This is a genomic window from Azospirillum sp. TSH64 (assembly GCF_003116035.1).
Lineage (GTDB): Bacteria > Pseudomonadota > Alphaproteobacteria > Azospirillales > Azospirillaceae > Azospirillum.
In genome coordinates, this window is the sequence record NZ_LGQW01000015.1 from 5,486,646 (window position 1) to 5,508,896 (window position 22,251).

A 22,251-nucleotide genomic window follows, 5' to 3' on the forward strand; every position below is an offset into this window, starting at 1 on the left:
GGGGCATGGACCGGCCGAGCGTATCAAGATTAACGTGCTCCCTAAATCGTAGTTGGGAGTAGTTGCTCGATGCGTCTCCGCCTTTCTTCGCCCGCTCCGGCCCTGCCGGTCCGTTCCCTCAGGCCCGCCCTGATCGCCGGCGGCATGCTGGCTCTGGTGGCCGGCTGGTCGCCTGCCCAGGCGGCACCGGCCGTCGACGATGCCGGCGCCAAGGCGCTCGCCGCGTCGCTGAAGAAGGATCTGCCCCGCTGGTTCCCGCCGCCCGCCGAGGATGGCGAGGGCATCGGCTTCGAATGGGAGGGCGAACCGACGGTCAAGCCGGCCGGCGACCATTACGACGTCGCCCTGCCGCGCCTGTCGGCCGAGGATGCGGAAGGCACCCTGTTCGACATCGGCACCATCCTGCTGGCGGTGACGCCGAAGGACGACAGCCAGTACGGCGTGTCGATCACGCTGCCCAGCGCCATGAAGGTGCAGAATCTCGACGACAACGACGACTATGTCGATGCCGCCACCATCACCATCGGCAAGCAGTCCTTCACCAGCACCTGGTCGGGTGCGCTGGAGACGCTGCTGACGGTCGACGGCGCCTTCAACGACCTGGCGGTCACCGCCGCCAACGGCAAGGGCAAGGTCTCCATCGCCACCATGACCATGGTGCAGGATCTGAAGCCGGAGACCGGGACCAACGGCTCCACCCTGTGGAGCGGCCCGGCCGCCTTCGCCTTCGGCGGCCTGTCGGTGCAGGACGACAAGAACAAGGAGCTGTTCAAGATCGGCGGCGTCACCAGCGAGGCGACCTACACCCGCGTCGACCTGACCAAGGTCAGCGCGCTGCAGAAGCTGTCCGAACAGACCGCCGCCAAGGGCGTGGCACCGACCAGCTCCGAACTTCTGCCGAAGCTGCAGGGCATGTTCGGCGGCATCAGCGGCGCGATGCGCCTGTCCAACCTGTCCTTCGTCAATCCGGAGGACGGCACCGCGGTGGCTCTCGGCCATCTCGCCTTCCGCAGCGGCCTGACCGATCTCGACCAGGCGATGTCCACCGTCAGCATGGGCATCGAGGCGCGCGACTTCACCATGACGCCGTCGCCGGCCCCGGTCGCCTTCACCCCGCGCGCCTTCGAGATGAAGCTGTCGGTCGCCAAGCTGCCGAACAGCGCCCTGTGGAAGGCCTTCACCGAGCTGGCCAAGTCCGCCGAGGCTGAAGAGGCCCCGCCGGCGAAGAAGGGCGCCAAGCCCAAGGCGGCAGCACCCGCGTCGCCCTCGGCGGACGTGGTCATGCAGCAGGCGATGGCCGCGATGGGCGAAGCCGGGACCGAGCTGCGCATCGACGCGCTGAACCTCGACACCCCGGCGACGGCCGGCACCGCCACCGGCGCGGTCAAGGTCGCGACCCAGGCCGCCTTCGGCGTCACCGGCGGCGCCACCGTCCTGCTGCGCGGCATCGACGCCGCGGTGAAGGCGATGCAGCCGGCCCCCGGCGCCAAGCCCGACAAGGAGACCCAGGATCTGCTCGCCGGTCTGGCGATGGTGCAGGCCCTGGGCCAAGCCGGCAAGGACGACACCGGCGCCGACACCCGCACCTACAAGATCGACATCACGGAGGCCGGACAGCTTCTCCTGAACGGCGCCGACATGACCGCCCTGCTGGCCGGCGGCAGCGAACCCGCCCCGGCTCCGGCCCCGGCGGAGAAGCCGAAGAAGAAGTAAGCCCGGCAGACGGCACGCCGAGCTTCAGCCCGGCGAAGCCCCCGATTCCGGCAACCCCGGATCGGGGGCTTTCTTTTGGGGATTGGAGCCGGGAACAGGGACGGCAGCCCTCAACCCGTCGATCAGGCGGTCCAGACCGAACCGGAAGCGGGCGTCGTCGTCATTGTCCGCGATGAGCAGCCTCACCGTGGCGGCGGCGTGGGGATAGCGTGCCTCCTGCTCCGCCGTCAGCTGCTGCGCCACCCGTTTCAGGTCGATCCCCTCGCCCTTTCCGCCCGGGGGCGGCAGCGTCGCCTGTTCCTCGATGGTGAAGCCGATCACGAAATACAGCATCGTGAACAGCATGTGCGCCGCCGTTCGCTCGTCGGCGCCGGCCGCGCGCAGGGTCGCGATGGTGCGGTCGCTGATGCGCAGAACATTGTCCATGACCGGGAAGGTTCCGGCATAGACCCGCGCCCCGTCGCGCCTGGACTTCAAGGCACGGCGGAACTCCGTCGCCATCTCCCGCAACCACGCGTCCCAGGGCAGGCCGGCATCGGCGGGAAGCCTCATCTCCGCCAGCAGGGCGTCGGCCATCGCGTCGAGGAGCGCCTGCTTGCCGGCGAAATGCCAATAGAGCGACGGCGCCTGGATCCGCAGAGCCCCGGCGAGACGCCGCATCGTCAGCCCCTCGATCCCGACCTCGTCGAGCAGAATCATCGCAGCATCAATGATGTCCTGTCGCTGCACACGCATGGCCCTTGAGTCCGCCTCTTCCTGCCGGGATTGACAAACTAACGCCGTTAGGTGAAATCTAACAACGTTAGTTTACCCGTCGCCGCGCTCCGCGGCCCAGCAGAGGAACGCCCATGGATCCCCACCGCATCCACACGGTCGAGGCGCTGAGGCAGCTCTACGACATGCCGTCCGAGCGCATCGTGAAGATGAGCTTTCCCTTTCTGGACGATCACTGCCTGCGCTTCGTCGCCGAATCCCCGCTGGTCTTCGTCGCCACCATGGCGGAAAGCGGGATGGACTGTTCGCCGCGCGGCGGGCGTCCGGGCTTCGTCCATGCCGAGGACCGCCAGACGCTGGCCCTGCCCGACTGGCCCGGCAACAACAAGCTTTCGTCGATCACCAACATCCTCACCTCCGACGGCGGCTGCGGACTGGTGTTCCTGGTGCCGGGGGTGGACATCTTCCTGCGGGTCAACGGCATCGCCACCGTCACCACGGCCCCGTCCCTGCTCGACCGGCTGAGGGAGGAGGGACGCACCCCCAAGGCCGCCATCCGCCTGTCCGTGCGGGAAGCCTTCCTCCATTGCGGCAAGGCGCTGCGCCGCTCGCATCTGTGGCAGCCGGACGCCTGGTCGGTGCCGCGCGACATGCCGTCTCCCGGCCAGGTGGTGAAGGACCAGGCGGGATTGGCGGACCTGTCGGTCGAGCAGATCGACGCGATGTACCGGAAGGGACTGGCGGAACAGCTCTACAGCGAATCGCCGCATATGGAATGAAGGCCGGAGGACGGAGACGGGACCGCCGGTTTGGGCCCCTTCACCGCGACACCCCGCCGCACACCTCCCGCGGTTGCATGGCACAAGCCTCTTGAACGGCGGGGACGCTTTCACATATCTCCGCCGTCTTGACGCCCACCCGTGCAAAACCAACGAAGGTGCCCCCATGACCGAGGAACGGCTCAGTTTTCAAGCCGAGGTCAGCCGTCTGCTCGACATCGTCGCCCACTCGCTCTACAGCGAGAAGGAAGTGTTCCTGCGCGAGCTGGTCTCCAACGCGTCGGACGCCTGCGACCGCCTGCGCTATGCGGCGCTGACCCAGCCGGAACTCTCGGCCGACGATCCGAACCTCAAGGTCCGCCTGCTGGTCGACAAGGACGCGCGGACCCTGACCGTCGCCGACAACGGCATCGGCATGAACCGCGACGATCTGGTCGAGAATCTCGGCACCATCGCCCGTTCCGGCACCGCCGCCTTCATGAAGTCGCTGGAAGGGGCCGAGAAGGGCGACGGCAAGAAGGACGTCAACCTGATCGGCCAGTTCGGCGTCGGCTTCTATTCCGCCTTCATGGCCGCCGACAAGGTCACCGTGCTGACCCGCAAGGCCGGCGAGGCCACCGGCTGGCGCTGGGAGTCCGACGGCAAGGGTGAATTCACCATCGCCGAGGCCGACGGCCTGCCGCGCGGCACGCAGATCGTCCTGCACCTGCGTGCGGGCGACGACGAATATCTCGACGAGGCCCGTCTCGGCGGCATCGTCCGCAAATACTCCGACCACATCGCCATTCCGATCCTGTTCGGCGAGGGCGAGGAGGCCAAGGCGCTGAACAGCGCGTCGGCACTGTGGACCCGGTCGAAGTCGGAGATCACCGCCGACCAGTACAAGGAATTCTACCACCATGTCGGCCACGCCTTCGACGATCCGTGGCTGACCCTGCACTGGCGGGCGGAAGGGGCGCTGGAATACACCAACCTGCTCTATGTGCCCTCGACCAAGCCCTTCGACCTGTTCGACCCCAAGCGCGCCCACCGGGTGAAGCTGTACGTCAAGCGCGTCTTCATCACCGACGCGGCGGAAGGGCTGATCCCGCCCTACCTGCGCTTCCTGCGCGGCGTGGTCGACAGCGAGGATCTGCCGCTGAACATCAGCCGCGAGATGCTGCAGCACAACCCGATGCTGGCCAAGATCAAGGCCGGCATCACGCGGCGCGTCCTGTCGGAGCTGTCGAAGAAGGCCAAGGACAGCGAGAACGCCGCCGAGTACGACAGCTTCTGGGAAAACTTCGGCGCGGTGCTGAAGGAAGGCCTCTATGAGGACTACGAGCACCGGGACGAGCTGCTGAAGCTGCTGCGCTTCCGCACCACCGCCGGCGAGGATCTCGTCTCGCTGGAGCAGTATGTCGCCCGCATGAAGGAGGGCCAGGACGCCATCTTCACCATCAGCGGCGACGACATCGACACCCTGCTGCGCAGCCCGCAGCTGGAAGGCTTCAGGGCCAAGGGCGTCGAGGTCCTGCTGCTGACCGATCCGGTCGACGAGTTCTGGATGCCGTCGGTCGGCGTCTATGAGGGCAAGCCGTTCAAGTCGGTGACCCGCGGCGGCGCCGATCTCGGCAAGATCAAGGGCGAGGAGACCGAGAAGCCGGAGGAGAAGACCCCGGAAGGCGAGCTGACCGACCTGCTGGCCCTGCTGAAGCTGACCCTGTCCGACGCGGTGAAGGATGTCCGCAAGTCCGAACGCCTGACCGACAGCGCCGTCTGTCTGGTGGCCGACGACAACGACATGGACATGCACTTGGAGCGCCTGCTGAAGCAGCACAAGCAGCTGAACGGCGAGGTCGGCAAGCGCATCCTGGAGATCAACCCGTCGCACGCCCTGATCAAGCGGCTGGCCGACCGGGCCAAGGGCAGCGGCGCCACCGACGCGCTGGAGGATGCGGCCTGGCTGCTGCTCGACCAAGCCCGCATCGTCGAGGGCGAGCCCCTGCCCGACCCCGCCGCCTTCGCCCGCCGTCTGGCGAGCGCGATGGAGAAGGGGCTGGCGTAAGGGTCGCCTGCACCGGGAAAGTCTGAAGGAAAGCCCCCCTCTCTCCGGAGACGGGGGGCTTTTCCGTTCTACCTTCCGCTTCCCCCCCGCCCCACCCGCCGGGGCGGGAAGACCAGCGAGATGGTGGTGCCCTCGTCGCGGCGGCTGACCACGTCCAGCCGGCCGCCATGCAGCTCGATCAGCCGCTTGGTCAGGGGCAGTCCGAGACCGGTGCCGACCTGGCTGCGGGCCAGCGCACTGTCCACCTGCCCCCAGGGCTCCAGCGCCTTGGCCAGCTCCTCCCCGGTCATGCCGATGCCGGTGTCGTGCACCGACAGCCAGAGCGTACCGTCCGCCGCCACGCGGCCGCGCAGCGTCACGATCCCGTCGGCCGGCGTGAACTTCACCGCGTTGGACAGCAGGTTCAACAGCATCTGGCGCAGCTTGCGCTCATCCGCCCGCAGCGGCGGCAGGTCCAGCGGGACCGCGGTGGCGATGCTGACGCCATGGCGCGCGGCCCGTTCGGCCAGCAGCCGCGCCGTGCCGATCGCCACCCGCACCACATCCACCGTCCCGTCCACCAGCTCCAGCCGGTCGGCATCGGCCTTCGACAGGTCGAGCAGGTCGTTGATCAGCTCCATCAGGTGCCGGCCGCTTTCGGCGATGTCGCGGGCATATTCGCGATAGAGCGGAATGGCGTGCGGTCCCAGCACCTCCTGCTCCAGCAGTTCGGCGAAACCCATCATCGCCGTCAGCGGCGTGCGGATCTCGTGGCTCATGTTGGCGAGGAAGGCGGTCTTGGCGCGGATCGCCTGCTCGGCCTGCCGGCGCGCCTCGTCCAGTTGGCGGGCGCGCAGTTCCGTCTGTTCGGCGGAGCGCGCCATCAGCCCGGTGACCGTGCCGACGCCCAGATAGCGGTCCTGCTCCACCACCAGGAAGCCGGTCACCAGCGCCGCCGGCTTCAGCCGCGCCAGCCGCCGCCCGATCTCCGCCAGCGGAGTAGCGCCGTCGATCAGCAGCGGATGCGGGTCCATCAGCTCGGTGACCGATTGCATGCCGCCCCCCTCTCCGCTGCCGTCCGGCAGCAGCCGGCCGCGCTCCAGCAGTCCGGCGACACGGCCGTCGCCGTCGACCACCGGCAGGGCGGCAAGCTCCGGCTGGCGCTGGAACCGGGCAAGGGCGGCGGCGCAATCCTGCGAGGAGGAGAGCGGAGCGACCGGAACGGCCAAACCGGCCGCTGTAAAGGCGGGTTCGTCCATATGCGGCTCCGCCGTGAACGAAGAGGTGGAAGGCGGGAAATCGAACGGCGTCACTGCGGCTTCCCTCCCTCCTGTCGGGCATTGTCGGGCCCGGTGGATGTCCGGCAGGCGCGCCGCCCCGGATCGGACGGCGCTGCCCTGGGGGAAAACCTAGCAGCGGATTATGAGCAATTGGTTTCCGACCCGCTCCATGGCGGCATCGCCCAATAGCCTGAAAGTATTATGCCCTTGGCGAAAAAAGCCTCCTCCGCTCGGCCGTCCGGCGGGAACGTGGGTGTTTGAGAATGTCTGCGAAACACAGTATGATGGTCGGGTATTCGGGGTGCCGCGAACGGCTGGCCGGGGCGAACTGAACGATCGCCTCCGTTGCCGGCTCTTTCCGCTGGCGTTCCGGGCATCAGGGAGACCGGAGGGGCGAACCGCCGCCCGTCGAACGAAGACAGGATTACAGGGGATGTCCATGCCCTCGCGCCTCGAAGAACTGTGCGTGAAGAAGGGATTGAAGATGACCGACCAGCGCCGCGTGATCTCGCGCGTGCTGTCGGAGGCGACGGACCATCCCGATGTGGAGGAGGTGCATCGCCGTGCATCCGCCATCGACCCGCGCATCTCCATCGCCACCGTCTACCGGACGATGCGGCTGTTCGAGGAGGCGCATGTCATCGACCGGCTCGATTTCGGCGACGGCCGCGCCCGTTACGAAGAAACCAGAACCGATCATCACCATCATCTGATCGACGTCGACTCAGGTGAAGTCATCGAGTTCACCAACGATGAAATGGAACGGCTGAAGGAAAGCATAGCCCGCGAGTTGGGCTATGACCTGATCGGCCATCGGTTGGAACTGTACGGCGTCCCGCGCAAACGCCGTGCCGACAAATCTGAGTCTTAACTATATACGGAACTCATTTCCGATACGCACAAGGGGTGGCGGCTGACGTCGCCACCATCCGGAATCGCCACCCGCATGACGGGTGGGTCAGGCGATCATCGCTTGCGGGGTGCATCGGGTGCCGGTCTGGACCTTGCGGGGCGCTGGCCCAAGGTTAGGCGAGGAGCAAACCTCAAAACAGACCGGAACCGGCCTCACCATGGATGACCGTCCCAACAACCGCCAGGGGCAGCCCCCCCACACCCGGCCCGAGAGCCCGCCGAGCACCGCCGGGCCCGCCTCCCCGACCCCCGACCCTGTCCTGGAACGGCTCGACCGCCTGTCGGATCTGCTGATGCGCCGCATCGACCGGCTGGAGGAGCGGGTCCGCAGCCTGGAGCAGGACAATGGCGAGATCATCAACCTGCTGATCGCCGTCAAGGCCGGACTGGAGGAAGCGTCAGGCGACCTGATCGCCCAGCTGGAGGAAGCCGACGACGGCACCGGGCAGGACGACGGCTCCGAGGACGGCTCCGAGGACGGACCGCTGTTCGAGGTGCCCTGCGGGCCGACCATGCTGCATTGACCCGGACGCGCCATCCGCCTCCGCATCGGGTCAGGTCTTCCTCGATGTCGACCTGAAACTCCTTGCCCGCCGCCCTGTGGCGGCCGGATAACTGCGGTCATGCAAACGACGTCATCCCCGCCGCCCGGCCTGGAGCCTCAAGCCGGCATCGCCCTGCCCCTGCCTCTGCCGGCGGCAACGCCGGAGTCGATCCTGGCGGCGATGCCGGACTCGCAGGTCTCCGGGCCGGCCGGCGTCGCCTTCTTCGACTTCGACGGGACGCTGATCCATGGCGACAGCCTGCCGATGTTCGTCGGCGAGGTGATCGGCCGGCGCCGCGCTGCCCTGGCGCTGGCCGACGCCATCCGCTCTGCCCTGCACCGCCATGTCCGCGGCCGTGGGCCGGGCTGCGACTTTCCGGGCTCGGTCAAGGCGATCTACCTGAAGCGCACGCTGCACGGGCTGCCGGTGGCCGATGCGCTGGCTGCGGCCGAACGCATGGTGCCGCGCGTGCGCTGGCACCAGCCGATGCTGGACGTGCTGACCGAGCATCGCCGCCAGGGCCGCCGCGTGGTGGTCGCCACCGGCGCGCTCGACCTCTACATGCCGGCGCTGCTGCGCGGGCTGGAGGTGGACGATCTGCTGGCGACCGGCATGGAGGTGGTGGACGGCAGGCTGACCGGACGGCTCAGCACCGCCAACTGCGTGCGGCTGGACAAGGCGGAGCGGGTGATCGGCTGGATCGCCGGCCATGGCCCGGTCGCCGCCACCTGGGGCTATGGCAACCATCCCAGCGACCTGCCGATGCTGGCGCTGATGCACAAGGGCGAAGTGGTCCGCATTCGACGAAGGTCGAACCGCAGGTAGCAGGCGTTTACAACCCCGGCGCCCGCCCGCATACTCCGTCCGTCCATAACAAAAACATGATGGACGGAGGGGAACCGTGGCTTTCAGCATCGAAGCCGACATCCGGATGCCGGGTTACGGCGGACGCCGTGCGGTGATTGCCGATGCCGACCGCGTCCAGCGCGAGGCGCTGGCCGGCCATCTGTCCGGCCGCGGCTTTCAGGTCTCGCAGACCGACGACGCGCTGGAGGCGCTGACCATCATCGGTGCCGAGGCACCGGTCGTGGCCCTGCTTCCGCTCGACCATGAGGGCGACGACGGCGACCGCGCCGCGGCGCTGGCGGCCATGCTCTATCCGCAGACCCGCATCCTGATGACCGGCCCGCGCATGCCGAACCTGCCCTTCCCCATCCTGCCCCGCCCGGTCGACCTGAGCGCGCTGGACCGCTGGCTGGACGAGGCGACGGTTTAGATCGGATCGCGTAAAATCGGGATCGATTTGAAGCGTGAATCCGATCGTTAAATATAAAGCTATAGCTCGGTGCGTTTCATATTAAACGCACCGAGCTATAAAAGCCGGCAACGCGCTCCAGCTTTTCCGGGTTGGCGATCTGATAGACCCGCCGGATCCTGTTGCCGGTGCCGCCGCAGGGGGCGATGTCGAAGGCCAGGACGCTGCGGAATGCCCCGCCCAGCTCGGCCAGCAGCCCCGGCCCGCCATTCACCCGCACCGGGACGAAGCCGAAGCCGACACCGCGCTTGCGCTGGACGCCGATCAGGAAGCGGGCGATGCGGTCGGCGCCGAACAGCGGGTTGACCGCCGTCCGCACCATCCCGCCGCCGTCGCTCAGCCATTGGGCGTCGTTGGACAGCAGGGCGACGATGGCGGCATAGTCGCGCCGGACGCTGGCCTCGGCGAAGGCATCGGCCAGGCGCCGCCCGGCATCCGCGGCGTCGGCCGGCCGGCCCCAGGCGGCGGGCTCGGCCAGTCTGGCGCGGGCGCGGCGCATGATCTGGCGGCAGGCCTCCACCGACTTGCCGAGCATCGCCGCGATCTCCGCGTAATCGAGGTCCATCGCCTCGCGCAGGACGAAGACCGCCCGCTGGTCCGGCGCCAGCCGTTCCAGCAGCAGCAGCATCGCCAGCGGCACCGACTCGGGCTCCATGCCGTCCTCCGGCTCCGAATCCCAGCCGGCGACCTCCGGTTCGGGCAGCCACAGCCCGTAATAGCGCTCCCGCGCCACCCGGGCGGACCGCAGCCGGTCGAGCGCCAGCCGCGTCACCAGGGTGGTGAGATAGGCGGGGGCCGACCCGACGCTGCCGGGCGCCACGGCCGACCAGCGCAGCCAGGCGTCCTGCACCGTGTCTTCCGCCTCGGCCACCGAGCCGAGCAGCCGGTAGGCCAGGGCGCGCAGCCGCGCCCGCTCGCCCGCGAAGGCGGCGAGCGCGGTGTCCGGGTCGGCCAGCGCCGTCACGCCGCCATCCCGATGGCGGTGCCCTCGATATGCTGGGCGATGCCGATGCGGTTCCAGGCATTGATCTGCGCCGCCGTCACCGTCAACTGGGCGATCTGCTCGGCGTTGAAATGGCGTTGCAGTTCCCGGTACGCCTCGTCGATGCGGTCATGCTCGGCGTGGGTCAGCACCTCCGCCCAGGCGAAGGCGGCGCGCTCGTCCGGCAGGAAAAGGTCCGACCGCTCCCACCCGGCAAGGGCGGCGATGCGCTCTTCGGACTGGCCGTCGTGACGGGCTTCCTTGCTGTGCATGTCGATGCAATAGGCGCAGCCGTTGATCTGCGACACGCGCAGGTCGATCAGGTGGACCAGCCCGGTCGGCAGGCCGCTGCTGCGGATGGCCTTGGAGGCGGCATACAGCGTGGCGAACAGGGACGGAGTGTCGGCGGCGACGGTGAAACGGAAAGCCATGGTGTTCATCCTCGTCTGGAGTGTCATCGCCCCCATGACGGGCCGCGTGTCTCCGGCGTGACGCATGCCTGCCCTGCGCTCCACTCAAGCCCTGGCTTTCAGGCGTCGCTCAGCATTCCCACCGCCTCGCGCAGGATGGCGACCTTGGCGGCGAACCGCCCCTCCGGGTCGCTCTCGTCGATCAGCTGGATCATGATGCCAAGGGCATGCGCGACCCGCGGGGCCATTCCCGGCCGCTCCCGCAAGCCGGTGGCAAGTGCGGCCAGTGCCGGCCGGTAGGGTCGCCCCTCGAACCCGTCGGTGGCGATCGACTCGAACCGGTTGGCGAGGTCGAGGATCTCGCGGTTGTCGCTCATGCGCGTTCCAGCATTGTCAGACGAACAGCATGGCGCCGCCGCCGGGCGCCTCATTCAGGAAGGTGACGACGCCGCCGGTGGCGACCGGCACGTCTGCACGCAGGGAGACGCCGGGCGGCAGCCCCAGCGCCCGCAGCCCCATCTCGCAGGCCATCACCGTGACGCCCATGGCGACGCAGGCCTCCAGCAGTTCCTCGAAGGTGGCGAGGCCGTGGGCGGCGAAATAGCGGTCGCGCGCCACCGGCGTGCTGCCGTCGTCGGCCGGGTCCAGGTCGTGCCAGCCCAGCACGCCCGGCTCCGTCTCATGGACCAGGGCGCGCAGCGCGCGGCCGGTGAAGAACAGCGTGACCTTGCGGTTGGTGGCCGCCGCGGCGCTGGCCATCACCAGGGCGTAATGCACCCGGTCGAAGCCGCCGGCGAACAGCACGATGGACAGGGCCGGCGTCCCGCCGGCTCCGGCCGCAGGGATAGTCTCCGGCATGGTCTCAGGCAGGGCAGTGGACATGATGGCCGCCTCCCATGTTTGCCACGGCGCCCGTCAGTGGGCGGAGAGGTCGTGGATCGTCCGATGATCGCCGCAAAGCGCGCAGTCGGGATCCCGCCTGATGGTTATGCGCTGATAGGACGCATAGAGCGTGTCCATCATCAGCAGGCTGCCCGACAGGCTCTCACCCAGCCCCAGCAGTTCCTTCAGCACCTCCGTCGCCTGCAGCGAGCCGACGGAACCGGCCAGCGCCCCCAGGACGCCGCCTTCCGAACAGGACGGCACGGTGCCGCGCGGCGGAGGTTCGGGGAACAGGCAGCGATAGCAGGGGTGCGGCGCCCCCAGATGCGCCTTGAAAGTGCTCAGCTGCCCGTCGAAGCGCAGGATCGCCGCCGACACCAGCGTCCTGCCGGCCAGGAAGCAGGCATCGTTCAGCAGGAAGCGCGTGGCGAAATTGTCCGACCCGTCGGCGACGAGGTCGTAGCCGGCGATCAGATCCATCGCGTTGTCGCGGTTGATCCGCGTCCGGTGCGCCTCGACCCGGACATCGGGGTTCAGCGCCCGGATGCGGGCGGCGGCGCTCTCCACCTTCAAGTGGCCGAGCGTCGATTCGTCGTGGATCACCTGCCGTTGCAGGTTCGACAGATCGACCGTGTCGTCGTCGACGATGCCGATGGTGCCGACGCCGGCCGCCGCCAGATAGAGCAGCAGAGGCGCGCCCAGGCCGCCGGCACCGACGACCAGCACCTTGGATCGCAACAGCTTTTCCTGGCCGATGCCGCCGACTTCCGGCAGGACGATGTGGCGGGAATAGCGGTGAAGCTGGGTGTCCGTGAAGTCCATGGCCCGCAGCATAGCGCAAGGACGGGCCGTTGCAGCAACATTCGATGCCGCGATTTCCGAGAAGCCGGCAGCGCGCAATCGCCGCGATGGGAAAACCGTCAGGCCTTGGTCGAGGTCGTCGACCCTTGGGACGCCCACTGCTGCAGGCGGGCCTGCCGCTCGCGCAGCGTCTTCTGGATGGCGCTTTCCTGGCCGCTGCCGAATTCCGTCAGGTCCGGATTGCGCGGCACCAGTCCGAGCCGGAAATCGGTCGGCGACTTCAGGTCGGACGGCGGCACCACCACCATCGAATATTCGCCGGGTTGCAGCTTGTAGGTCGGCTTTTGCAGGAAGTTCTGCTGGGAGTCGGGCTTGCCCGAGTCGCTGGCGGCGACCACCTTGCCGTCCTTGTCCATCAATGCCCAGCGCGTGTTGGGCAGCGAGATGTCGGCGGTGAAGGTGCCGCCCTGCACGACGTTGAAGGTGTGCTTCTGGATGCCGGTGTCGCCGTTGCCCGGCGGCTGGGCGGTGCCCTTCAAGGTCGCGCCGCCGGCCGTCACCAGGACGTTCTGCCGTTCCGTGACGTCCATCGAATAGTCGCGCACGCCCGCCGCGCGGTTGGCCTGGGAAAAGGTCGCCGTGTAGGTGCCGGGACCGAGCCGCGCGCTGGCGTCCGCCGTCGATTCGTTCGACCGCAGGGTGGTCACCACCTCGTTGCGTTCGTTGCGGATTTCGACGTTGGTGAAGCTGTTGTTGATCTTGAAGTTGTATTCGCCGGCCTTGCTGACCGTGAAGCTCTGGCTGTCGGCGTTCGCGCCGTCGGCGCCGACCCCGGTCGTCTTCCCCTTGAACTGGGAGAAGGAGCTGCTCGACAGGTTCGGGACGTAGGTGGACGTGGAAATATCCGACATGGCGGTCACTCCCCTGCGTCGGCACGGACGGAAACGACGTTGCTGATGCCGGGGAGTTTAGCCGAATTCGCAAAATCCGTCAAATTTCGGACGGGAATTTCGCCTTCAGGCTGCGGAGCGGGGACGGAGCACGTCCCCACCCTGCTAACCCTTCTTATTCCAGCCCTTCGAACAGGGCGGTCGACAGGTAGCGCTCGGCGAAGGACGGCAGGATCACGACGATCTGCTTGCCCTCATTCTCCGGACGGGCACCGATCTCCAGCGCGGCGGCCAGCGCCGCACCCGACGAGATGCCGACCGGCACGCCCTCCAGACGGGCAACGGCACGGGCGGTCTCGAAGGCGCGCTGGTTGGAGATGCGCACCACCTCGTCGATCAGCTCCTTCTTCAGGATGTCGGGCACGAATCCGGCGCCGATGCCCTGGATTTTGTGCGGGCCGGGCATGCCGCCGGACAGGACGGGGCTGTCCTCCGGCTCCACCGCCACCGCCTTGAAGGAGGGCTTGCGGGACTTCAGGACCTCGGCGGTGCCGGTCAGCGTGCCGCCGGTGCCGACGCCGGAGATCAGGAAATCGACCTGGCCGTCGGTGTCCTTCCAGATCTCCTCCGCCGTGGTGGCACGGTGGACCGCCGGATTGGCGGTGTTCTTGAACTGCTGCAACAGATAGGCGTTCGGATCGGCGGCCAGGATCTCCTCCGCCTTGCGGATGGCGCCCTTCATGCCTTCCGCCGCCGGGGTCAGCACCAGCTCGGCGCCCAGCAGCTTGAGCATCTTGCGCCGTTCCACCGACATGCTTTCCGGCATGGTCAGGATCAGCTTGTAGCCCTTGGCGGCGGCGACGAAGGCCAGCGCGATGCCGGTGTTGCCGGAGGTGGGCTCGACCAGCGTGGTGCGGCCGGGGGCGATGGTGCCGGCGGCCTCGGCGGCCTCGATCATGGCGCGGCCGATACGGTCCTTGACGCTGGCCAGCGGGTTGAAGAACTCCAGCTTGCCGATGATCTGGGCCTTCACCCCCGACTCTGCGGCGAGACGGTCCAGCCGCACCAGCGGCGTGGCGCCGATCGTGTCGAGGATGCTGTCGTAGATCTTGCCGCGGAACTCCGGTGCAGCCATGATTCCACCTCTGAGATTTGTGTTATATGTGATTTCAACACCCCAGGCGGAGCATTATCCAGCAGAGGGAGCCTGTCAAACGGGAAGTGGTGCCACCCAAGTCCCCCGCGTCAGATGGTGAAGTCGATGCGGTCCTCGGTCTCGCTTTCCACCCCGGCACGCCGCGCGCGCATGCACAGATCCTCGATGGTGATGGTGTCGAGCTTGGCCATGCATTCGTCCTGGAGTTCGCCCCACAGCGGGCGCACCACCTGATGGCCCAGCACCGAACCCGCCGGCTCCTCGATGGGGTCGGTGGCGGTCTCCATCGCGCGGACGACCTTCACGATCTCGCCCAGCGTGATCCGCCGCCGCTCGCGCGCCAGCCGGTAGCCGCCGCGAGGGCCCCGCACGCCGGCCAGCACGCCTTCGCGCACCAGCTGTTGCAGCACCTGTTCCAGATAGCGCTTCGGAATGCCCTGGCGCCGGGTGATCTCGCCGGACTGCACCGGCTCGGTGCCCGCGTTGTAGGCGATGTCGAGGACCGCCTCGATGGCGAACATCAGCTTCTTGGAGATGCGGAGCATCACGAACGACTCCCGGTATTCTGACCGTGGGTGGCCGACGGTGGAACCACCATCCCCTCCCCCACGTCCGCCTGTTGGTTAAAAACCGTTTTACACCGTCGATGCGGTAATTCTCAACAGGATTTGTCGCAGACAGACTCGGGAAAATGCACCGCCTCGTCCGGCGGGGTGCCGCCACCCCACCCCATCAGCCCACCCCATCATCCCACCGGCGTCCAGGCCACCTCCCCCAAATCCCGGACCAGAGTCTCTTCACGGAAGGCGAAGCGCTTGAGATGGTCGATCACCACCTCCTGCATGCGCTCCATCTGTCCGGCATCCTCGATGTCAATCGTCAGGGTCAGCCCCGCGTCGTCGGCCGCCATCCGGCAGCGGCGGTCGGCGGCGAAGGGAACGAGCCCCTGGGTCTCGTCATGGATGACCTCGAACTTGTGCGCCCAGTGCTTGCACAGCTGGGTCATGTAGCGGCGCCCGTTCGGGGTGGCGATGCGTGCGGTGGATGCAGCCATGGTCCTGTCTCCTGTCCGGCCCGATGCGTTCGATGCTCAGATGCGTTCGACCTTGCGGGCGGCGTCATCGATGATGTCAGCGACGGCCTGGGTCTGCTCCGCCGTTAGGTCGCCGCGCGACAGCCGCAGCCGCAGCGCCAGCTTGAAATTCTCGATGGCGCGGTGGATCTGCGGCGAGGATTCGCGCTGCTGCCGGGCCCGCGCATGGGCGATGCGCTCGCGCACCGCGGCGACCGACGGCTCCGCCGCCTTCAGCGCCTCCGCCCCTTCCGGCGTGATCTCGTAGAGCTTCTTGTTGCCCTCGGTCGCGCCGACGCGGATGTGGCCCTGCTCTTCCAGCAGGGTCAGGGTCGGGTAGACGACGCCGGGGCTGGGGCTGTAGGCGCCGCCGACCATCTCCTCGACCGTCTTGATCAGGTCGTAGCCGGAGCGCGGCTTTTCCGCGATCAGCCACAGCAGGACGAGGCGCAGGTCGCCATGGTCGAAGACCCGCCGCTCGCCGCGGCCACCGCGGCCGTGACCGCCCCAACCGTGACCGCCCCAACCTTCCCCGCCGCCGCGATGCCCATGGCGACCGTGACGGCCGCGCCCATCCGGAGCCTCGTCCTCGAAGTCGGGACGCGAGAAGCGGCGGCCGTGTTTGTGAAACAGATGCCGAAGCATGGAACCCTCATCAGATGCAGTTTCGATATAACGAAAACTTAGATATATCGAAACACGCTCTCTGACAAGGGGGAAGCGTTCGGCGGCACACGCATCGGGCGGACACGGCCCGGACAAATCGCGTCCGTCCGCAAATCACTGTCGCCCGCCCGGCCGAAGCGGCTATAACCGACGCCCCGGCTTTGCTTTCGCGCGTGTGTGCCCTGATGTCCCTTCGGATCGAGACCTTTTCCAACGTCACCGGCGGTTCCAGCTTCTTCAAGGCGGTGGGCCACCCGCTGGCGGCGCCCAAGGCGGCGATCCTGATCGCGCGGCTGGCCTCCTTCGGCCCGGTGGCGGTCTACGACCCGCTGGGCCTGCTGTCGGGGCTGGCGGAGTTCTACGACCTGTCGTCGATCGATTTCTGCGGCATCTATGTCCAGGACGTCGAGAAGGTCGGACAGGAGGTGTTCGGCCATGCCGCCCGCCCGGTCACCGACCTGCCGTCCAGCGGCGCCCGCACCGTCTTCGTCGTCGCCTTCGATTCGCAGCGCCTGGAAGGCCACATCGCCCACCTGATCCCGAAGCAGGCCGGCGTCGTCTCGCTCGACGCCATGCGCGTGCCGGAAGACATGCTGAACGATCCCGGCCACTACCTGTCGAAGTTCAACTGGGCGACCAACTTCGCCTGGTTCCGCGACGGCGACGGCCACCACACCCGCGTGGTGTCGGCCAACTACTGGCCGCGCTACGGCGCCAAGGGCACCCGGCTGTGGGCCTGCCTGTTCGACGGCGAGGGCCGCCCCATCGCCGACTGGACGGAGCCGATGCCGCCGACCGACGGCACCGTGGTGATCGACAGCCGGCAGGTGCGCGAACGCTTCAACCTGTCGCCCTTCTGCGGGTCGCTGTTCCTGCACATCATCGGCGCTGCCGGGCATGACGTGGTGAAATACGCGCTCGACACCTATGGCGACGACGACAGCGTGATGTCGTGCACCCACGACGCCAATGCCTGGCCCGCCGACCTCTATGCCGGCCTGCCCGCCCCGCGCGAGGGCGAGCGGGTGTCGTTGTGGATCCAGAACAGCCACCCGACCCCGATTCCCGCCGGCGCCGTCGGCCTCAACCTGATGGGCTCGGCCGACATCCGCACGCTCGACCGGGCGGTCCCGGCCTTCGCCACCCTTGAACTGGACGTCGCCAGCCTGTTCCCCGAGGCCCGCTGGCCCCAGCAGTTCGAGGTGCAGGCCGGCAAGCATTTCGTCCGCCCGCGCTACGAGATCGCCGCCGCCGACGGCCGCCGCCGCATGGCCCACGCCAATGTCGAGCGCACCGACCTGAAGCCGGACCCAAAGCTGCCGCTGCTGACCGGCGGTGCTGTGGACAAGGGCGTGGTGGGCAAGGGCCACATCCTGCCGGCGCCGCTGCTGCCGATGGGCCGCTGGCGTACCGTTCTGCTGCCGACGCCGATGAGCACGGCGCAGACCGAGTTGCCGGTGAAGGCGGTGGTCTACGACCGCAACGGCGCCGCCGTCGCCGAGCACCGCTTCGGCAACCTGAAGCGCTCCGACAGCGCGGCGCTGGACGTCACCGGGCTGGTCGCCGACAAGACCGTCGTCGATGGCTGGGGCCATGTCGAGCTGGTCTATGATTTCGATGCCGGAACGATTGCCGATGGCTGGCTGCATGCCCTGGTCCGTTACGAAGACGTAACGACCGGCCATGTGGCTGAGACCAGCTTCGGCAGCCACATGTTCAATATGGCGATGGTCTACCGCGACGAGCCGCAGAGCTACCATGGCCGCCCGCCCGGCCTGTCGACCCGCCTGTTCCTGCGGCTGGGCACCGACCCGTGGGACACGCTCTGCCACCTCGTCTACCCTGCCTCGACCCAGTGGCATGCCACGTCGGACACCGGCCTCGTGCTGGTGCGGCGCGACGGGGTGGAAGTGGCGCGCAAGCGGCTGGCGATCCCCTGCGGCGGCTCGCAGTTCTGGCGCTATCGCGAGATGTTTACGGAAGCGGAACGGTTGGCGGCGGGCGATCACGCCTATGTGCTGATCCGCGACACCACCTGCCGCCTGTTCGGCTACCATGGCTGCCTTGCGGCCGGTGACACCGCCTTCAGCCTCGACCATATGTTCGGCTTCTAGAACCGTTTTAATCACGACTCCGTTCGCGGGGAATTTGCGGGATCAGACCCATGGCCACCACGCACCACACCAAGGTCCTCATCATCGGCGCCGGCCCGGCCGGCTACACCGCCGCCATCTATGCCGCGCGTGCCAACCTGGAGCCGCTGATGGTCCAGGGCATGCAGCCGGGCGGCCAGCTGATGATCACCACCGATGTGGAGAATTTCCCCGGCTTCGCCGATCCGATCCAGGGCCCCTGGCTGATGGAGCAGATGCAGAAGCAGGCGGAGCATGTCGGCACGAAGATGGTGTTCGACCTGATCACCGACGTCGACTTCACCAAGCGTCCCTTCGTCTGCAAGGGCGACAGCGGCGACACCTACACCGCCGACAGCGTCATCATCGCCACCGGCGCCCAGGCGCGCTGGCTCGGCATCTCGACGGAAGAGATCTACCGCGGCTTCGGCGTGTCGGCCTGCGCCACCTGCGACGGCTTCTTCTTCCGCGGCAAGGAGGTTGCGGTCGTCGGCGGCGGCAACTCGGCGGTCGAGGAGGCGCTGTACCTGACCAACCACGCCAGCAAGGTCACGGTCATCCACCGCCGCGACGGCTTCCGCGCCGAGCGCATCATGCAGGACCGCCTGTTCCGCCATCCGAAGATCGAGGTGGTGTGGGACAGCACGGTTGAGGAGATCGTCGGCGAGGGCGACGGCACCATGGGCAACCCGCGCGCCGTCACCGGCGTCCGCATCAAGAACGTCAAGTCGGGCGACGAGCGCGTCATCCCGGTGGCCGGCGTCTTCGTCGCCATTGGCCATGTGCCGGCGACCGGCATCTTCCAGGGCAAGGTGGAGATGGACGAGTCGGGCTACATCGTCACGGTGCCCGATTCGACCGCCACCAACATCCCCGGCGTCTTCGCCGCCGGCGACGTGAAGGACAAGGTCTACCGCCAGGCAGTCACCGCCGCCGGCATGGGCTGCATGGCGGCGCTGGAGGCCGAGCGCTGGCTCGCCCACCACGAGCCGGCCGCCGGCGCGCATGGCGACCAGAGCCCGGCGGGGACCTGGTGAGCTGAAGCGATCCGCCCCCTCCCCCAATCGGGAGAGGGGGCGCCCCCTTACGCCCTTGACGGTCTTTGCACAAAGCTCCGACTGTGATTCCCTGATGCGTCCAATCGCGAGGGAGTCCTCTTGCCTACGCTGAAACGCGGCCTGACCCTGCTGGTCACGGTGGCCGCCACCCTGCTGGGCCTGCTGCTGGTCACGTTCCTGATCGGCCGGGTCGTGCCGATCGATCCGGTGCTGTCGGCGCTCGGCGACCGCGCGAATGCCGACAGCTACGCGCAGATGCGCACGCAGCTCGGCCTCGACCTGCCGCTGTGGCAGCAGTTCCTCCGCTATGTCGGCGACGTGCTGCAAGGCGACCTCGGCACCTCGGTGCTGACCTCCCGCCCCGTGCTGGAGGATGTGCTGCGCGTTTTCCCGGCGACGCTGGAGCTGGCGACCGTCGCCGCCATCGTCGGGGCGGTGCTCGGCATCCCCGCCGGGGTGTTCGCGGCGGTCAACCGCGGGCGCTGGCCCGACCATGCCATCCGCCTGCTCGGTCTGCTCGGCCATTCGGTGCCGATCTTCTGGCTGGGGCTGATGGCGCTGCTGCTGTTCTACGCCAAGCTGGACTGGGCGCCGGGGCCCGGACGGGTCGACGTCTTCTACGAGGGGATGGTCGATCCGGTGACCGGCCTCGTCACGGTGGACGCCCTGCTGGCCGGCGAGACCGACATCTTCTGGAACGCGGTCGGGCATCTGGTGCTGCCCTCGGCGATCCTCGGCCTCTATTGCGTCGCCTACATCGCGCGGATGACGCGCGGCTTCATGCTCGACCAGTTGCGCCAGGAATACATCACCACCGCCAGGGTGAAGGGCCTGTCCGAGACCCGCGTGGTCTGGGGCCATGCGCTGCGCAACATCACCGTGCCGCTGATCACCGTCATCGCCCTGTCCTACGCCAGCCTGCTGGAGGGATCGGTGCTGACCGAGATGGTGTTCGCCTGGCCCGGCCTCGGCCTCTACATCACCAATTCGCTGCTCAGCGCCGACATGAACGCGGTGCTGGGCGGGACGCTGGTGGTCGGCGCGGTCTTCATCGCGCTGAACCTGCTGTCCGACCTGCTCTACCGCCTTCTGGATCCCCGGGCCCGATGACCGCGCGCACCGACACCCCATCCGCCCCCCGGCCCGCCGGCTGGCGGGACTGGCTGACCACCGACACGCCGCAGTCCCGTGCGCAGGCCCGGCTGGGCCGTGCCTGGGCCGGCTGGACCGCCTTCCGCCGCAACCGGCTGGCCGTCGCCGGGCTGCTGATCGTGCTGGCCCTGGTCATCGTCGCCGCACTGGCCCCGGTGCTGGCGCCCCACCATCCCTATGCCCAGGATCTGAACAACCGGCTGATGCCGCCCAGTGCGGCCCACTGGCTGGGAACCGACGCCTTCGGCCGCGACATCCTGTCCCGCCTGATCCACGGCGCGCGGCTGACGCTGATGATCGTGGCGCTGGTGGCGGCGACGGCGCCGCTGGCCGGTCTGGTGATCGGCACGGCCGCCGGCTATTTCGGCGGCTGGGTCGACACCGTGCTGATGCGCATCACCGACATCGCGCTGGCCTTCCCCAAGCTGATCCTGGCACTGGCCTTCGTCGCGGCACTCGGCCCCGGCATCGAGAATGCGGTGATCGCCATCGCCATCACCTCCTGGCCGCCCTATGCCCGCATCGCGCGGGCGGAGACGCTGACCGTCCGCCGCGCCGACTTCATCAGCGCCGCCCGGCTGCAAGGAGCGTCCAGCCTGCGCATTATCCTCGGCCACATCATGCCGCTCTGCATCGCCTCGCTGATCGTGCGGACGACGCTGGACATGGCCGGCGTGATCCTGACCGCCGCCGGTCTCGGCTTCCTCGGCCTCGGCGCCCAGCCGCCGCTGCCGGAATGGGGGGCGATGATCGCCAGCGGCCGGCAATATGTGCTGGAGCAATGGTGGGTCGCCGCCATGCCGGGCCTCGCCATCTTCATCGTCAGCCTGGGCTTCAACCTGCTGGGCGACGGTCTGCGCGACGTGCTGGACCCGAAGGGGGACTGAAGCCATGGCCGACAACAAGACGGCGCACGACGCCCCCCTGCTGGAGGTCTCCAACCTCCGTGTCGCCTTTCCCACCCGCACCGGCATGGCCGAGGCGGTGCGCGGCGTCTCCTTCTCGCTCGGCCGGGAGAAGCTGGGCATCGTCGGCGAGTCGGGCTCCGGCAAGTCGATGACCGGCCGCTCCATCCTGCGCCTGGTCCCCCCGCCCGGCCGGGTCAGCGCCGACCGGCTGGCCTTCAACGGCGAGGATCTGCTGGCGGCGTCGCCCAGGCGCCTGCGCGAGATCCGCGGCCGGCGCATCGCCATGGTCATGCAGGATCCGAAATACTCGCTGAACCCGGTGATGACCGTCGGCCGCCAGATCGCCGAGGCCTACCGCGTCCACAGCAAGGCCGGCGCCGCCGAGGCGAAGCGCCGCGCGCTGGAGATGCTGGCCGCCGTGCGCATCCGCGACCCGGAGCGGGTCTATGACCGCTACCCGCACGAGGTGTCGGGCGGCATGGGCCAGCGCATCATGATCGCGATGATGCTGATCCCCGACCCTGACCTGCTGATCGCCGACGAGCCGACCTCGGCGCTCGACGTGACCGTGCAGATGCAGGTGCTGGCGATCCTCGACGACCTCTGCTCCCAGCGCGGCATGGGCATGATCTTCGTCAGCCACGACCTGAACCTCGTCGCCTCCTTCTGCGACCGCATCCTGATCATGTATGCCGGCCGGGTGGTGGAGAGCTGCCGTGCGTCGGAACTGCACGCGGCCCAGCACCCCTACACCCGCGGCCTGCTGGCCAGCCTGCCCAGGATCGACGAGCCGCCGGGCGACCTGCCGGTGCTGAGCCGCGATCCGGTCTGGCTGACCGCTGGGCGGGAGGCCTGAGG

At 68.3% G+C, this 22,251-nt stretch carries 24 protein-coding genes; 12 read left to right on the forward strand and 12 right to left on the reverse strand.

Annotated elements, in window-relative coordinates; translation table 11 throughout:
• Positions 1-69 precede the first annotated feature (69 nt).
• Positions 70-1,713 carry a hypothetical protein gene (locus TSH64_RS26200; protein WP_109449544.1) on the forward strand — a complete coding sequence of 548 codons (1,644 nt, stop codon included), beginning with the start codon at positions 70-72 and terminating at the stop codon, positions 1,711-1,713.
• A 24-nt stretch (positions 1,714-1,737) separates the two neighbouring features.
• Here TSH64_RS26200 and TSH64_RS26205 read toward each other — a convergent pair whose 3' ends face one another.
• Positions 1,738-2,448, reverse strand: a complete 711-nt coding sequence (locus TSH64_RS26205) for a TetR/AcrR family transcriptional regulator C-terminal domain-containing protein (protein WP_109449546.1) — start codon at positions 2,446-2,448, stop codon at positions 1,738-1,740.
• A gap of 113 nt (positions 2,449-2,561) precedes the next feature.
• Here TSH64_RS26205 and TSH64_RS26210 point away from each other — a divergent pair, with 113 nt between their 5' ends.
• Together TSH64_RS26210 and htpG are read left to right on the forward strand one after the other, a co-directional pair.
• Entirely contained in the window at positions 2,562-3,206 is a 645-nt protein-coding gene (locus tag TSH64_RS26210) for an MSMEG_1061 family FMN-dependent PPOX-type flavoprotein (protein WP_109449548.1), read from the forward strand.
• Positions 3,207-3,372: 166 nt separating this feature from the next.
• Entirely contained in the window at positions 3,373-5,253 is a 1,881-nt protein-coding gene (gene htpG / locus TSH64_RS26215; RefSeq protein WP_109449551.1) for a molecular chaperone HtpG, read from the forward strand.
• Positions 5,254-5,321: 68 nt separating this feature from the next.
• On the opposite strand, the gene TSH64_RS26220 is transcribed toward htpG, so the two are convergent.
• Positions 5,322-6,491: an ATP-binding protein gene (locus TSH64_RS26220; protein WP_109449553.1), complete on the reverse strand. Its 1,170-nt coding sequence runs from the start codon at positions 6,489-6,491 to the stop codon at positions 5,322-5,324.
• A gap of 460 nt (positions 6,492-6,951) precedes the next feature.
• Between TSH64_RS26220 and TSH64_RS26225 the strand changes: the two genes are divergently transcribed.
• The 4 genes from TSH64_RS26225 to TSH64_RS26240 all read left to right on the forward strand — a co-directional run bounded on the left by TSH64_RS26225 (position 6,952) and on the right by TSH64_RS26240 (position 9,245).
• On the forward strand, positions 6,952-7,383 hold the full coding sequence (locus TSH64_RS26225; protein ID WP_042701979.1) for a Fur family transcriptional regulator: 432 nt from the start codon (positions 6,952-6,954) through the stop codon (positions 7,381-7,383).
• A gap of 199 nt (positions 7,384-7,582) precedes the next feature.
• Positions 7,583-7,948: a hypothetical protein gene (locus TSH64_RS26230; RefSeq protein ID WP_109449555.1), complete on the forward strand. Its 366-nt coding sequence runs from the start codon at positions 7,583-7,585 to the stop codon at positions 7,946-7,948.
• A gap of 99 nt (positions 7,949-8,047) precedes the next feature.
• Positions 8,048-8,794, forward strand: a complete 747-nt coding sequence (locus TSH64_RS26235) for an HAD family hydrolase (protein WP_109449557.1) — start codon at positions 8,048-8,050, stop codon at positions 8,792-8,794.
• A 76-nt stretch (positions 8,795-8,870) separates the two neighbouring features.
• Positions 8,871-9,245: a response regulator gene (locus TSH64_RS26240; protein WP_109449559.1), complete on the forward strand. Its 375-nt coding sequence runs from the start codon at positions 8,871-8,873 to the stop codon at positions 9,243-9,245.
• A gap of 76 nt (positions 9,246-9,321) precedes the next feature.
• Here the strand turns inward: TSH64_RS26240 and sigJ are convergent, their stop codons facing one another.
• The 10 genes from sigJ to TSH64_RS26290 all read right to left on the reverse strand — a co-directional run bounded on the left by sigJ (position 9,322) and on the right by TSH64_RS26290 (position 16,122).
• On the reverse strand, positions 9,322-10,248 hold the full coding sequence (gene sigJ / locus TSH64_RS26245; protein ID WP_109449561.1) for an RNA polymerase sigma factor SigJ: 927 nt from the start codon (positions 10,246-10,248) through the stop codon (positions 9,322-9,324).
• Positions 10,245-10,697 (reverse strand): carboxymuconolactone decarboxylase family protein, encoded by a 453-nt coding sequence (locus TSH64_RS26250; RefSeq protein WP_109453049.1) that lies wholly within the window; start codon positions 10,695-10,697, stop codon positions 10,245-10,247. The genes sigJ and TSH64_RS26250 overlap by 4 nt, the downstream gene beginning before the upstream one ends.
• Positions 10,698-10,795: 98 nt before the next feature.
• Positions 10,796-11,053 carry a hypothetical protein gene (locus tag TSH64_RS26255; RefSeq protein ID WP_109449563.1) on the reverse strand — a complete coding sequence of 86 codons (258 nt, stop codon included), beginning with the start codon at positions 11,051-11,053 and terminating at the stop codon, positions 10,796-10,798.
• A gap of 16 nt (positions 11,054-11,069) precedes the next feature.
• Positions 11,070-11,558, reverse strand: a complete 489-nt coding sequence (locus TSH64_RS26260; protein ID WP_247873156.1) for a DsrE family protein — start codon at positions 11,556-11,558, stop codon at positions 11,070-11,072.
• Positions 11,559-11,591: 33 nt separating this feature from the next.
• Positions 11,592-12,380: a molybdopterin-synthase adenylyltransferase MoeB gene (gene moeB / locus TSH64_RS26265; protein ID WP_247873157.1), complete on the reverse strand. Its 789-nt coding sequence runs from the start codon at positions 12,378-12,380 to the stop codon at positions 11,592-11,594.
• Positions 12,381-12,478: 98 nt separating this feature from the next.
• A complete protein-coding gene (locus tag TSH64_RS26270) occupies positions 12,479-13,270 on the reverse strand; it encodes a hypothetical protein (RefSeq protein ID WP_109449567.1) in 792 nt (263 codons plus the stop codon).
• Positions 13,271-13,424: 154 nt separating this feature from the next.
• Positions 13,425-14,384, reverse strand: a complete 960-nt coding sequence (gene cysK, locus TSH64_RS26275; protein ID WP_109449569.1) for a cysteine synthase A — start codon at positions 14,382-14,384, stop codon at positions 13,425-13,427.
• 110 nt (positions 14,385-14,494) lie between these two features.
• Positions 14,495-14,950, reverse strand: a complete 456-nt coding sequence (locus TSH64_RS26280; RefSeq protein ID WP_012972993.1) for an Rrf2 family transcriptional regulator — start codon at positions 14,948-14,950, stop codon at positions 14,495-14,497.
• A gap of 200 nt (positions 14,951-15,150) precedes the next feature.
• Complete coding sequence (locus TSH64_RS26285; RefSeq protein WP_109449571.1) at positions 15,151-15,459, reverse strand: DUF2218 domain-containing protein; 309 nt, start codon at positions 15,457-15,459, stop codon at positions 15,151-15,153.
• A gap of 36 nt (positions 15,460-15,495) precedes the next feature.
• Positions 15,496-16,122 carry a PadR family transcriptional regulator gene (locus TSH64_RS26290; protein ID WP_109449573.1) on the reverse strand — a complete coding sequence of 209 codons (627 nt, stop codon included), beginning with the start codon at positions 16,120-16,122 and terminating at the stop codon, positions 15,496-15,498.
• Between the two features lie 206 nt (positions 16,123-16,328).
• Here TSH64_RS26290 and TSH64_RS26295 point away from each other — a divergent pair, with 206 nt between their 5' ends.
• The 5 genes from TSH64_RS26295 to TSH64_RS26315 all read left to right on the forward strand — a co-directional run bounded on the left by TSH64_RS26295 (position 16,329) and on the right by TSH64_RS26315 (position 22,249).
• On the forward strand, positions 16,329-18,257 hold the full coding sequence (locus TSH64_RS26295; RefSeq protein ID WP_109453051.1) for a hypothetical protein: 1,929 nt from the start codon (positions 16,329-16,331) through the stop codon (positions 18,255-18,257).
• A gap of 50 nt (positions 18,258-18,307) precedes the next feature.
• Positions 18,308-19,312 carry a thioredoxin-disulfide reductase gene (gene trxB, locus TSH64_RS26300; protein ID WP_109449575.1) on the forward strand — a complete coding sequence of 335 codons (1,005 nt, stop codon included), beginning with the start codon at positions 18,308-18,310 and terminating at the stop codon, positions 19,310-19,312.
• 120 nt (positions 19,313-19,432) lie between these two features.
• Positions 19,433-20,443, forward strand: coding sequence for an ABC transporter permease (locus tag TSH64_RS26305; RefSeq protein WP_109449577.1), 1,011 nt, complete (start codon positions 19,433-19,435; stop codon positions 20,441-20,443).
• Complete coding sequence (nikC, locus tag TSH64_RS26310; protein WP_109449579.1) at positions 20,440-21,372, forward strand: nickel transporter permease; 933 nt, start codon at positions 20,440-20,442, stop codon at positions 21,370-21,372. The genes TSH64_RS26305 and nikC overlap by 4 nt, the downstream gene beginning before the upstream one ends.
• A 4-nt stretch (positions 21,373-21,376) precedes the next feature.
• The gene (locus tag TSH64_RS26315; protein WP_109449581.1) at positions 21,377-22,249 is read left to right on the forward strand and encodes an ABC transporter ATP-binding protein; all 873 of its coding nucleotides are present in this window, start codon (positions 21,377-21,379) and stop codon (positions 22,247-22,249) included.
• Positions 22,250-22,251: the final 2 nt, after the last annotated feature.